General features: G+C 37.7%; 12 protein-coding genes. 9 read left to right on the forward strand and 3 right to left on the reverse strand.

The window, feature by feature from the left end; genetic code table 11:
* The first annotated feature begins 243 nt into the window (after positions 1 to 243).
* Together WH390_RS13405 and WH390_RS13410 are read left to right on the forward strand one after the other, a co-directional pair.
* On the forward strand, positions 244 to 639 hold the full coding sequence (locus WH390_RS13405) for a hypothetical protein (protein ID WP_052044927.1): 396 nt from the start codon (positions 244 to 246) through the stop codon (positions 637 to 639).
* Between the two features lie 62 nt (positions 640 to 701).
* Entirely contained in the window at positions 702 to 1,046 is a 345-nt protein-coding gene (locus WH390_RS13410; protein WP_052044926.1) for an outer membrane protein, read from the forward strand.
* A gap of 242 nt (positions 1,047 to 1,288) precedes the next feature.
* Here WH390_RS13410 and WH390_RS13415 read toward each other — a convergent pair whose 3' ends face one another.
* The gene (locus WH390_RS13415) at positions 1,289 to 2,590 is read right to left on the reverse strand and encodes a DUF3748 domain-containing protein (RefSeq protein ID WP_032116053.1); all 1,302 of its coding nucleotides are present in this window, start codon (positions 2,588 to 2,590) and stop codon (positions 1,289 to 1,291) included.
* A 134-nt stretch (positions 2,591 to 2,724) separates the two neighbouring features.
* Between WH390_RS13415 and WH390_RS13420 the strand changes: the two genes are divergently transcribed.
* Positions 2,725 to 3,342: a trimeric intracellular cation channel family protein gene (locus tag WH390_RS13420; protein WP_032116052.1), complete on the forward strand. Its 618-nt coding sequence runs from the start codon at positions 2,725 to 2,727 to the stop codon at positions 3,340 to 3,342.
* Between the two features lie 33 nt (positions 3,343 to 3,375).
* Here the strand turns inward: WH390_RS13420 and ligB are convergent, their stop codons facing one another.
* Positions 3,376 to 5,106: an NAD-dependent DNA ligase LigB gene (gene ligB / locus WH390_RS13425; protein WP_072012872.1), complete on the reverse strand. Its 1,731-nt coding sequence runs from the start codon at positions 5,104 to 5,106 to the stop codon at positions 3,376 to 3,378.
* 291 nt (positions 5,107 to 5,397) lie between these two features.
* Between ligB and gmk the strand changes: the two genes are divergently transcribed.
* The 5 genes from gmk to recG are packed head-to-tail and all read left to right on the forward strand — an operon-like array spanning position 5,398 to position 11,294.
* Positions 5,398 to 6,021 (forward strand): guanylate kinase, encoded by a 624-nt coding sequence (gmk, locus tag WH390_RS13430; protein ID WP_032116051.1) that lies wholly within the window; start codon positions 5,398 to 5,400, stop codon positions 6,019 to 6,021.
* A 51-nt stretch (positions 6,022 to 6,072) separates the two neighbouring features.
* A complete protein-coding gene (gene rpoZ / locus WH390_RS13435) occupies positions 6,073 to 6,348 on the forward strand; it encodes a DNA-directed RNA polymerase subunit omega (RefSeq protein ID WP_032116050.1) in 276 nt (91 codons plus the stop codon).
* Positions 6,349 to 6,367: 19 nt separating this feature from the next.
* On the forward strand, positions 6,368 to 8,485 hold the full coding sequence (gene spoT, locus WH390_RS13440) for a bifunctional GTP diphosphokinase/guanosine-3',5'-bis pyrophosphate 3'-pyrophosphohydrolase (RefSeq protein WP_032116049.1): 2,118 nt from the start codon (positions 6,368 to 6,370) through the stop codon (positions 8,483 to 8,485).
* A 3-nt stretch (positions 8,486 to 8,488) separates the two neighbouring features.
* On the forward strand, positions 8,489 to 9,208 hold the full coding sequence (gene trmH, locus WH390_RS13445; protein ID WP_032116048.1) for a tRNA (guanosine(18)-2'-O)-methyltransferase TrmH: 720 nt from the start codon (positions 8,489 to 8,491) through the stop codon (positions 9,206 to 9,208).
* 4 nt (positions 9,209 to 9,212) lie between these two features.
* Positions 9,213 to 11,294 carry an ATP-dependent DNA helicase RecG gene (recG, locus tag WH390_RS13450; RefSeq protein WP_032116047.1) on the forward strand — a complete coding sequence of 694 codons (2,082 nt, stop codon included), beginning with the start codon at positions 9,213 to 9,215 and terminating at the stop codon, positions 11,292 to 11,294.
* Between the two features lie 73 nt (positions 11,295 to 11,367).
* Here the strand turns inward: recG and gltS are convergent, their stop codons facing one another.
* Positions 11,368 to 12,600 (reverse strand): sodium/glutamate symporter, encoded by a 1,233-nt coding sequence (gene gltS / locus WH390_RS13455; RefSeq protein ID WP_032116046.1) that lies wholly within the window; start codon positions 12,598 to 12,600, stop codon positions 11,368 to 11,370.
* Positions 12,601 to 12,903: 303 nt separating this feature from the next.
* On the opposite strand from gltS, the gene WH390_RS13460 reads away from it, so the two are divergent.
* Positions 12,904 to 13,176, forward strand: coding sequence for a hypothetical protein (locus WH390_RS13460; protein WP_032116045.1), 273 nt, complete (start codon positions 12,904 to 12,906; stop codon positions 13,174 to 13,176).
* Positions 13,177 to 13,245 lie beyond the last annotated feature (69 nt).

Raw genomic sequence — 13,245 nt, forward strand, 5'->3', positions numbered from 1 at the left:
AACATCATTTTCTGTCTATTTTTTATTCAATTAATTATGGTAATCCTTTGATATTATTTATAAATACATGATATCGATTATTGTATTTAACAATCATAACTCAAATTTAGTTTATTAAATTAATTATATTAAAAAAATCATTATTTTACTGTCAATTTTTCTGCTTATTTCAAATGATTCATCTAATATATAAATCATACCCACTATATAAATAAAATTTTATTAATTTTAGAGAAATAAAATATGAAAAAAACACTATTAATTTTATTAACCACCTGTTTAATCCCTTCAACGTTATTAGCAAATGAAAGCAAATCTGGTTTGTATATCACTGGTAAAATGGGCGCATCGATTATGCAAATGTCTGGGCAATTTTTCCCAGTTTCTAACCCATCAACCAATCTTAATGAAAAACTAAAAGGGGATAACCACAGAACTGCGGTGTTTGGAATTGGTCTCTCTTTGGGATATGATTTTTTTGATAATTTCAATATTCCAATTAGAACCGAACTAGACTTTACTAGTCGAGCAAATACTGATTATAGCTATACAAAATTTCATGAAGTTCCTACTATTGGTTCTTTAAAAAGCACAGTTAAAAACCAAATAAAATTAAACACATTAATGCTTAATGCTTAATGCTTAATGCTTAATGCTTAATGCTTAATGCTTAATGCTTAATGCTTAATGCTTAATGCTTAATGCTTAATGCTTATTATGATTTTAAAAATTCATCTGATTTCATACCTTATATTTCTGCCGGACTAGGTTATGCTTATATAAGCCAAAAAACCTCCCCACTCTTAAGTATAGGGTCTCAAACAACTACCTTATGGACACGCTCCCATGCCACTAACAACTTTGCCTGGAGCGTGGGAGCAGGGATCAAATACATGGTTAATAAAGATTTTTCATTTGATCTTAGTTACAAATATCTGGATGCCGGCCAAGCTGAAGTATATAACAACTATCTTGACACAGAATATAACTCAAAAACCAAGGTCAAAACCCATGATATTATGTTAAGCGCAACTTATCACTTCTGATATCAATAACGTTGGATGGTATTGGGGTATAGCATAAGACTATAATCTTTATAACAAATAAAAAAATTACCTGCTTTGATCAGCATCTGTGTTTATTGGCAGAAACCTCAGTATATCAGCCAGCAGATTAAAAATTAAAAGCGGGATACCCCCAATCCAATGCACTATTTTGCTATAAAACGAATCGGTCATTCAGCAGTAAAATATTATTCAATTGAAACTTAAAATTGCATCTATATAAATCAAACAATCCCAGTAGCCACAATAAAAATTTGCTGATAGCCAGCAATATTACGCAGATAAGCAACATAGCTGTCATCCGGGGAAATAACCACTGCATCACCTAATGGCGGCAAATCACTGCGATCAGTCAAACGAATCAGTTTGCCGCAAGGAATTTCACATAACATCACGCTATTATCACAAATAAACGCCACATACCGACCTTCGCTATCCCAGCTAAACGCTGACTGAATATGCCATGCAGACTTGCTAATTTGTTGCATTACCCCACTAACCGGAGAAACTAACCAAAACTGAACAATCCCCTTATCATCTTTCATTAAAAAACCAATTTTACTGCCATCAGGCGAAGATCGCAGCCAATGGCGCGGTTGATTAACCACCCCCGGGTAATTGTGTTCATGGGTATAGGTTAAGCGGCGTTGTTTAATCCCTTTTGGTGGTGCAGGCATAGCGGTTTCTGTACCCTGTATTGGATTAACTCCTGCAATGGCATACTTTTCAGCAGCTTCGGGCAAATCGACAATAAAAATTTCGGCCACTATTTTGCCATCTAGAGAGCAGGTATCACCTATAAATGCAATCGCCCAACGTTGCTTTTCACCATTCGCTCTCTCATACCCATTTCGACCGATCCAACCCTCTTCATAAGCACGGCTAATTTCATTACTACCTGGTGTTGGTACAGGCGTTGTTTCACTGATCACAACACAATAATAATGGCCATTATATTCACGGTGATGTTTTTTATGACCCTCAATGCCTACATTAATAACATGATAAGGGATGGCAATCGCAATATTGCGCAAATCAAGCGCCGGATCACACTCATGCATCACGTGATCATTATAGGTAAAACTCAGCCTGCTATTATCTGAACTAAAGACATGGACATGCGTGCCTCCTCTCAATGCACCTGCTAAAAAAGGCGGCGTAATACACATGGCCTCAATATTTTCTGCAATATTAGGGGCCATATCGTTAACAATTACACCTCGACGATGATGAAAATCGTAATGCCAATTTTTATCGGGATTTTCCGGGCCATGAATAAAAGCATATCTGGGTGGATTTTCACTACTTACCGTAACAACACCAACATACGCGCCATTTTTCGCGCCATAGATCTGTTTTTGTTGTCGCGTTTTAATATTAACTTTTTCTATCGTTAACCCAGTAAAAGAGGCACTATTTGGCCGTACATCAAAAACTAGCCACTGGCTATCTGATGTCCATACGTTTATATTAGTCAATTGATGATTACGTTTATCCAAAGTAACCTGCTGTTCTTGATAAAACATTTTATTATCCGCACTCTTTTATGGTGAACGATAAAAAATAATATAATTCTGTGAGCATGACAAAAATATTAGTCAATACTTTATTTTTATAATACAACTTTAAACCTTAAGGGTTATCGTATCTAAAAATCATTATGTTACTTAGCATACTTTATATCATTGGTATTACAGCTGAAGCTATGACAGGTGCTTTAGCCGCAGGCCGTCGTAAGATGGATGTTTTCGGTGTTATTATTATTGCATCAGCAACCGCAATTGGCGGCGGTTCTGTACGCGATATTTTATTAGGACACTATCCTCTTGGTTGGGTTAAACATCCTGAATATATTGTCATTGTTGCTTGTGCGGCAGTTATTACTATCTGGCTGGCGCCAATGATGAAACATTTACGACGTTTATTTTTAATTTTGGATGCGATTGGTCTTATTGTCTTTTCCATTATTGGCGCTCAAATAGCGCTCGATATGAATTATAGTTATATTATTGCCGCTATTGCAGCCGTCGTCACGGGTGTTTTCGGTGGCGTACTGCGCGATATGTTATGTAATACAATTCCGCTGGTTTTTCAAAAAGAGATATACGCTGGCATCTCCTTTGCTGCGGCATGGCTTTATATCGGATTAATACTACATACTCCACTACCTAAAGATATAGTTATTATCATCACCTTAATCGCTGGTTTAACCGCACGTCTACTTGCCATTCGTTATCGATTAGGATTACCAGTATTCAATTATGAACATAATGATTAAGATCTCCATATATCTAATTAAATCAGTAACTTTTTACTTAAACTGATTATCATTGGTAAATCCATTTATATTAATTTGGCGCAAAATTTTTACCAGCTGTTTAACATCTTTATGCTCAATAAACTGCGCTAACTTTTTCTGTTGTTTACGAGATAAAATATCACTATTTATCTCTTTAGATGATAAATCATCCCAACAGGTTATTTTGCTAAAAAGCTTTTCTGGTAAAGGAACTCCAAGCCCTTTTAACCAATTAGAAAAAGGCTGTTTTTGAGCTGATAAAAATTGTTGATAAATAGATTTTCCTTTAATGGCGTTAAACATTGCCACTTCATTGATTTGTTCCAGGGTTAAAGTAGCCCAATCTATTAAATTGGTTATTTTTCCAGCTCTTATTAATGCTAACCAGCCTTTTTCATTGATCCCTTGCATCTTAAGCTGTTTTGCCAACCAAACTAAGCGAGCAACAAATTGACTTTCGCATCTCATTGAGTAATAGAAGCAGCTTAATGGGTGATAATTTTTTTGCTCTGGTACGGACAGCATTTTCTGCTGTTTAATTCGCCAAACAATTTTGTCAAATTTCGGGATCCCATGACCAGATAATGATATTTGTATCGTGTCTCCAGGCAAAATTTTCATCCCTTGCCAACGGTTTAATGATCCCATACTAATATGCCGGATCTGTTTTCCATCAATTTCCACGGGTAAAACAACAATGACAGGATTGATTTTTCCGGTTCTGCCTATATTAAATTTAACGGTTTTAACTTGAGCAACCTTATGTGGTGTCGGATATTTCCAGGCAACAGACCAGTTATTTATGCCCACTTGCCAATATTGGCCTAAAGTATAGGGGAGTTGTTTTAATACAATACCATCTGTTGCAAAAGGCATTGGTTGATTGTAATAATAGCGTTGCCATTGTGTAATTTGATCAACACTACTGACCAAATGAGAATAGCGTTTCGTTAACGGAAAACCCCAACTTTCTAATTGTTCAAATTGTGTTTGCATGTTCGATGGCCCATTAGGCCAACTCCAAACAAATATTCCAATTTGTTTCTCTTGTTGAACCAATAAATTCTTTCGCATTAACCAGCCGGCAACTTTATTACGAGCATTAGCGCCACCCATAATGGCTTGTTGGTGACCAGACTGATACCAAAACAGTTCACCTTGTAATATTAATTGAGAGGCATGATTTGGGATCTTTTTGGGAATTGCTGGCAGAAAATCAGCTTTTTTAGACCAATCAATCCCTTCTACACCATTACCTCGACTAATTAATGCAGCCAATTTACCCTTTCGATAAACCAATGTAACAGCCACACCATCGACTTTAGGTTGTAACCAAATTTCATGACGACCCGCTATCCATCTAGCGACTTCATCAACGGTTATCTTTTTTAAGCCAGTATGAGCAACTGGATGAACTTTTCTTCCTTTAACGGGTAAAGAAAGCGAATGAGTTTTATCTATCGGCTGATGAAGGCAATTTGACCAATGTTTCCATAACGCATAAATTTGATCGTAAGTTTCATCATTAACCAAACTTTGGCCATTAATATAATATGCTTTATTCCATCTTTTTAATTTTGAATTAACTGCTTTAATTTCCCTATGCAAAACTAATTCAGGCCAATCAGGGCATTGCATGCTTTCCGCTATTGATGAGTTTATATTTAGCAAAATCAATAATAAAAAAAAGCTCTGACGATAGTAGACTGAAATTAAAATAAAAGATCTCATAATAAACAGCATCCATGCATAATTTTAATCATCTATTTATTTCATTCACGAAAAATACTTTCAATATACAATTCCCATTATTGGGAAGTCGTAAATAGAAAATAATTATGAAGATATTTATTAATCATTTTTTCTCAAAGCACTTCGCAAAAATGGTAATTATTTTCAAAAATAATTCAGATCTTTCATTAAAAATGTTACTAAAGCTGTATGTTACTGATTGCATGTGTATACTATTAAAGAGCTTTTGTACTTTTTAAAAAATTTTTATTAATTAATTAGCCTATTAATCAAGAAATCATCATGATCCAAGGAACGTTATATATCGTGTCTGCCCCAAGTGGTGCAGGTAAATCGAGTCTTATTCAGGCTTTATTAAAAACTCAGCCTTTATATGACACACAAGTTTCTATTTCGCATACCACTAGAGCGATACGCCCTGGTGAAAAAAACGGTGAACATTACTATTTCATTACTGAAAGCAAATTTCAGCAAATGATTGAGCATAATGATTTTCTTGAATATGCCTGCGTTTTCGGCAATTATTATGGAACTTCCCGGGCAGTTATTGAAGAAATTATTAATAGCGGTGTCGATGTATTTTTAGATATTGATTGGCAAGGCGCACAGCAAATTCGCCAAAAAATGCCTTCCACTCGCACTATTTTTATCTTACCGCCTTCTAAAAATGAGTTACTACGCCGGTTACGTGGTCGCGGGCAAGATAGCGAAGAAACGATTAACCAGCGGATGACACAAGCGGTCGCTGAAATAAAACATTATAACGAATATGATTACATTATTGTTAATGATGATTTCAATACTGCATTGGGAGATTTACAATCTATTATTCGATCTGAGCGTCTACGTTTAGAACGTCAGATTCAGCGACATAATACTTTAATTAATAAATTATTGGCAGACTGAGTAAAGGTTCAGTATTATATCCGGTCATTTCTTTATCTTTGGAGTCATATTATGGCACGTGTAACAGTTCAAGATGCAGTAGAAAAAATTGGTAATCGTTTCGACTTGGTTTTAGTGGCGGCACGGCGTGCGCGTCAATTACAAATTAATGGTAAAAATCCTTTAGTTAAAGAAGAAAACGATAAGGTCACTGTTATTTCACTGCGCGAAATAGAATCAGGGTTGATTAATGCTCAAATTCTTGATGTCCGCGAACGTCAAGAACAGCAGGAGCAAGAGGCGGCAGAAATGCAAGCAGTGTCCGCTATTGCTGAAGGTCGTCGTTAACTGAAAAGGTAGGCCTGCCTTGTACCTGTTTGAAAGCCTCAATCAAATCGTTCAGGACTATCTGCCAAAAGAGCATATATCGTTACTGAAACAAGCTTATCTTGTCGCCCGGGATGCACATGAAGGCCAAACCCGTTCAAGTGGTGAACCTTATATTACCCATCCAGTCGCGGTGGCATGCATTTTAGCGGAAATGCGTTTAGATCATGAAACATTAATGGCCGCATTATTACACGACATTATCGAGGATACCCCGACAACTTTTCAGGATATAAAACAGCTTTTTGGTAAAACCGTTGCTGGCCTGGTTGAAGGGGTATCAAAACTCGACAAACTCAATTTTCGTGACAAAAAAGAAGCTCAAGCAGAAAATTTTCGCAAAATGATTATGGCCATGGTGCAAGATATCCGTGTCATTTTAATCAAACTCGCCGATCGAACGCACAATATGCGTACTTTAGGTTCCCTTCGTGCTGATAAGCGCCGCCGGATCGCGAGAGAAACATTAGAAATTTATAGCCCGCTGGCACATCGTCTTGGTATTCATCATCTCAAAACTGAATTGGAAGAACTAGGCTTTGAAGCTCTATATCCCAATCGCTATCGAGTTATTAAAGAGGTTGTAAAAGCCGCTCGTGGTAACCGAAAAGAGATGATACAAAAAATCTTGGCAGAAATTGAAGGTCGATTATTGGAAGCCAAGATCCCTTGCCGAGTATGTGGTCGAGAAAAACATCTCTATTCAATATATCGCAAAATGCACCTGAAAGAGCAACGCTTCCACTCAATTATGGATATTTATGCCTTTCGGATTATTGTTAAAGACGTTGATACATGTTATCGCGTTCTTGGGCAGGTACATAGTTTATATAATCCTCGGCCAGGGCGAGTGAAAGATTATATTGCGATCCCAAAAGCAAATGGCTATCAATCTTTACATACATCAATGATTGGCCCACATGGCGTACCTATTGAAGTACAAATTCGTACCGAAGATATGGATCAAATGGCAGAAATGGGTGTCGCTGCTCACTGGGCATATAAAGAACAAGGAGAATCTAGCACAACCGCTCAAATTAGAGCACAACGCTGGATGCAAAGCCTATTAGAACTTCAACAAAGTGCAGGTAATTCTTTTGAATTCATCGAAAGTGTAAAATCAGATCTTTTTCCTGACGAAATCTATGTTTTTACCCCCGAAGGTAGAATTGTCGAATTGCCTACTGGCGCAACCCCGGTTGATTTCGCCTATGCTGTTCATACCGATATAGGTCATGCTTGTGTTGGAGCCCGCGTAGATCGCCAACCCTATCCTTTGTCTCAATCGTTAAATACCGGGCAGACCATAGAAATTATTACCGCACCTGGCGCAAGGCCAAACGCAGCTTGGTTAAATTTCGTTGTTAGTTCCAAAGCCAGAGCAAAAATACGCCAATTACTTAAAAACCTTAAACGAGAAGATTCAATTAGTTTAGGCCGCCGTTTACTAAACCACGCTTTAGGCAATGGCAACAAATTGGGCGATATTCCGCAAGAGAATATCAATAAAGAATTAGTAAGAATGAAACTTCATTCAATTGATGATTTGCTCGCTGAAGTTGGCCTTGGCAATACCATGAGTGTCGTTGTTGCGCATAATTTGTTAGGTAATGCTAGTATAAATAACGTTATCACAGATAATAGTGATAGCCGTAGTAAACTACCAATCAAAGGAGCAGAAGGGGTATTAATTACCTTTGCTAAATGTTGTCGCCCTATCCCCGGTGATCCGATTGTTGCTCATATTAGCCCTGGTAAAGGTTTAGTCATACACCATGAGTCTTGCCGTAATATTCGAGGCTATCAAAAAGAGCCTGAGAAATTTATGCAAGTAGAGTGGGATGAGGGCGTTAATAACAACTTCATTGCTGAAATTAAAGTCGATATGATCAATCACCAAGGGGCATTAGCTAATTTAACAGCAGCAATTAATAGTGCAAATTCTAGTATTCAAAGTATGAATATCGAAGAGAAAGACGGGCGTGTCTACTGCGCATTTATTCGCTTAACCGCTAAGGATCGTATTCAATTAGCTAATATTATGAAAAAAATCCGTATCATGCCTGATGTCTTACGCATCAGCCGTAACCGGAACTAAGTTATGAATTCAAAACGTTATGCTTGCATTCGTCAAGTGATCGCCATGCGCCAACCTGATCTGACGGTTTGTCTTGAAAATGTTCATAAACCACATAATATTTCTGCCGTGATCCGTACCGCTGATGCGGTTGGAATACCACAAATTCATGCAATCTGGTGTAAAAATAGCAGCAAAAGCTTATCCGCAGCAGCAGCCGGCAGTAATCATTGGGTAAAAGTAAGGACTCATGCCTCTATTGAAAATGCAATTTCTACCTGCAAAGCTGCGGGCATGCAAATCTTAGCCGCTCATCTTACCAACCAAGCGATCGATTTTCGTCAAATAGATTATAATCAACCTACCTGTATCATCTTGGGACAAGAGCGAGCGGGCATTTCCAAACAAGCTCTCGCACTGGCTGATCACAATATTCATATTCCGATGATGGGTATGGTACAGTCATTAAATGTCTCAGTAGCTTCTGCTTTAATTCTTTATGAAGCGCAACGGCAAAGACAAAATGCCAATATGTATGACAGCCTTTTTAGTCAGCTATCAGAAGAAGAGCAACAGGCGTGGCTTTTTGAGGGCGGTTATCCGGTATTAGCCGCCGTTTCAAAACATAAAGGACTTCCCCGACCACTAATTAACGAACATGGCGAAATTGTTGCCAGTGATGCATGGTGGGCAGCTATGCAATCGTCTAAAGTACCAGGTAAAAAACGCACTCTGGAGAACTAACCGCATGAGGGGGAAATTACTTGATGCTATTCCATTAACATCATTAAACGGTGTTGGTGAAACGCAAGCAGAAAAGCTCAATAAAATGGGACTTCGTACTATCCAAGATCTCCTTTTTCACCTACCTTTGCGTTATGAAGATCAAACTCAGCTTTATGCGATTAGTGAAGTTCAACTGGGTAACTCTGTGACTGTAAGCGGCGAAATATTACAAACTAAAATCGCATTTGGACGTAAGCGAATGATGACCTGCCAAATTAGTGATGGCTCAGGAACATTAACCCTGCGGTTTTTTAACTTTTCTACCGCTATGAAGAATAGTCTGGCAGTCGGCAAATACGTCGTCGCTTATGGTGAAATCCGGCGAGGTAATTTAGGACCAGAAATTATTCATCCCGAATATAAAATAAAACCTAATGCCGAACATATTGAGTTACAAAATACATTAACACCCATTTATCCAACAACTGAAGGGATACGTCAGATAACTTTACGCAAACTTATTGCTCAAGCGTTAACGCTACTTGATACTTGTGCGATCAATGAGTTGATCCCGACGCCATTTAATAGAGGATTGATAAGTTTACCACAGGCTATTCAAACACTTCATCGCCCGCCACCCGATATCCCTCTGGATCTACTGGAAAAGGGTAAGCATCCGGCGCAACGTAGATTAATATTTGAAGAGTTATTAGCCCATCAACTAAGTATGCTAATGGTTCGGAGTGAAACACAACAATTTTCCGCCCAGCCATTACCAGCAGAAGAAAAATTAAAACATCAATTACTGGCACGGTTACCTTATTCTCCAACCAAAGCCCAACAACGAGTTGTCAGTGAAATTGAAGCAGATCTGGCTAAAACAAGCCCTATGATGCGTTTAGTGCAAGGCGATGTTGGTTCAGGTAAAACATTAGTGGCGCTCTTTGCCGCAATTCGTGCTATCGCACATGGTAAACAAGCAGCACTCATGGCACCTACCGAATTATTAGCAGAACAGCATGCCAATACTTTTCGCCAATGGCTAGAACCATTTGGTATCCAAGTAGGTTGGTTATCAGGAAAACAGAAAGGAAAATCCAGACTGAGTCAACAAAAAGCGATTGCACAGGGCGAAGTCGCAATGATAATTGGTACTCATGCCATTTTTCAACAACAAGTCGAATTCAACGCCTTAGCATTAGTGATCATTGATGAACAACATCGCTTTGGTGTACATCAACGTCTGGCGCTATGGGAAAAAGGTCAGCAACACGGCATTTATCCTCATCAGCTAATCATGACAGCAACGCCGATCCCACGTACGCTCGCGATGACAGCTTATGCGGATCTGGATAATTCAATCATTGATGAACTACCTCCAGGCAGAACTCCTGTCACAACAGTTGCCATTCCTGACACCCGCCGCAATGAAGTTATTCAACGAGTAAAAAAGGCCTGCCAGATAGAAAAACGACAAGTTTATTGGGTATGTACATTAATTGATGACTCTGAAGTGCTTGAAGCACAAGCCGCTCAAGCAACACAAGAAGAACTCACGCGCCTATTGCCTGAATTAAATATTGGTTTAGTTCATGGACGGATGAAATCGGTAGAAAAACAAAACGTGATGGCAGATTTTACTGCCAATAAACTACAACTATTAGTCGCAACGACAGTTATCGAAGTGGGTGTCGATGTGCCAAACGCCAGTTTGATGATTATTGAAAATCCAGAGCGTTTAGGGCTTGCTCAGTTACATCAATTAAGAGGCCGGGTTGGCCGGGGGAGCGTTGCCTCACATTGTGTTTTACTATATAAAACCCCACTCACTTACGCGACTAAATTACGTTTACAGGTACTTAGAGATAGCAATGATGGTTTTATCATTGCGCAAAAAGACTTGGAAATTCGTGGTCCAGGAGAGTTGTTAGGTACTCGTCAAACAGGAAATGCAGAATTCAAAGTGGCTGATTTAATGCGCGATCAAGACCTATTGCCTGAAATCAGAAATATCGCCCAATATTTGCAACAACATTATCCCAATCATACCAATGCGCTGATTGAACGTTGGTTACCTGAACGTTCACAATATAGCAACGCTTGAGTTAATTAACGATTACTTGCTAGGGCAAAAACCGCTAAATATCAGCGGCTCAGTTATATTAATTACATTTCTACTATCCATTCATTATTGGCGTTGAAAAAATAGGTAGCCATAGATAAAATTTAATCACTAATGCATTAATAATATCGATAAAGAAAGCACCAACCATTGGTACCACAAGAAAAGCCAAATGAGAAGGACCAAACCTTTCTATTACAGCTTGCATATTAGCAATTGCCGTCGGCGTTGCCCCTAAGCCAAAACCACAATGACCGGCTGCGAGGACTGCAGCATCATAATTTTTACCCATAACTGGAAAGGTAACCAAAATAGCATAAAAACCCATCACAATCGCTTGTATTATCAAAATGATGAGCATTGGTATGGCTAACGAAGCAAGTTCCCACAGTTTTAAACTCATTAATGCCATCGCCAAAAAAAGTGACAAACTAACATTACCTAAAACTGAAACCGCGCGATCAAATACGCGGTAGAAACCAACCCATGATAAGCTATTACTTAAAATCACTCCGGTAAATAAAACACAAACAAAAGTAGGTAAAGTAAACTGATAACTGTCCAATAGCCATTGCGAAACCAATTTACCCACCACCATACAAATCGCAATCATGGCTAATGTTTCTATTAACACTAAAGAACTTATTACTCGTCCAGTTTGTGGCTTTTCAAATGCCATAGGGGTTTCTTTATCATCCTCTGAATTTTGGCTCACTGCTGGTGTTTTCATATTACGAACCAAGAAGCGCGCTATCGGGCCGCCAATCAATCCACCAAATACTAAACCAAATGTTGCACAAGCCATCGCAACTTCAGTTGCACTCTGAAAACCATAATATTCGGTAAAAATTTTACCCCAAGCACCACCGGTACCATGGCCTCCAGACAACGTAATGGAACCGGCCAATAATCCCATCAATGGATCGAGACCCAATAATTTTGACAAAGCAATACCAACTGTATTTTGCACCAACAGTAAGCCAACCACCACGAAAATAAAAATAAGTAGCGTTTTGCCACCCGCTTTTAGACTCAGCAAATTAGCATTGAGGCCAATTGTGGCAAAAAAGGCTAACATCATGGGCTCTTGCAAAGATAGGTCAAAACTTACCCCCCAATCTAAAGTTGTTTTCAATAACAGAAGAATTAGTGCAACAAGTAACCCACCGGCAACGGGCTCAGGAATAGTATATCTTTTTAGAATAGCAACCGATTGTACAAGTTTACGTCCAAGTAATAATACTAAGGTGGCAGCAACAAAGGTGCCATAGACATCAAGATGATACATTTACGTACCTCATTTTATTGTTAGTTTTTATGAAAGAACAAATAAGATGTTGTGGAATGTTTTGTAACAACACAAAAAGCAGGCTCATTGATTAAAGTTAATTTTTTATTTGAACACAAGTAAAAAACCGAAAAATTTGATAAGACTGATAGTTTTTAAGAGTATTTTGGCTTCTAACGCACAATGAAGTCGTTAAATAACATGCTGTTTTTTGTGGAAAGAAAACATCAACCCTAGATTAAGCCCACAAATTGTTATACTTATGATGAAAATTGACGAAGTGTTTTATATTAAATTTATTCTATGAAATTTAATGAAAAACACTTAATCAAAATATCAAATAATTTTAATGAAAACTATATTTTAGTAAAAAATAAGATAAATAATGAAAACAGATTATTTGAAGAAACCGACCATTATAAAAAAATAATTAATAATAGAAAATTAACAGAAATCGATTTAGATGAAAATATAATTAATATCGATAAAATTTCTTATTTAACAAATAATAGTGTTTATAAAGAAAAATTAGAGATAGCTCTCTTCTCGAACCAGGCTTTCAATAAGATGCTTTAATTAACTGTTTAAAAAATAATACCATTAATTTAACAGACATAAAAAATACCGCTGAGTATTTAAAATTAA

Origin of the sequence: Candidatus Arsenophonus nilaparvatae, from assembly GCF_045346035.1 — a bacterium.
GTDB lineage: Bacteria > Pseudomonadota > Gammaproteobacteria > Enterobacterales > Enterobacteriaceae > Arsenophonus > Arsenophonus nilaparvatae.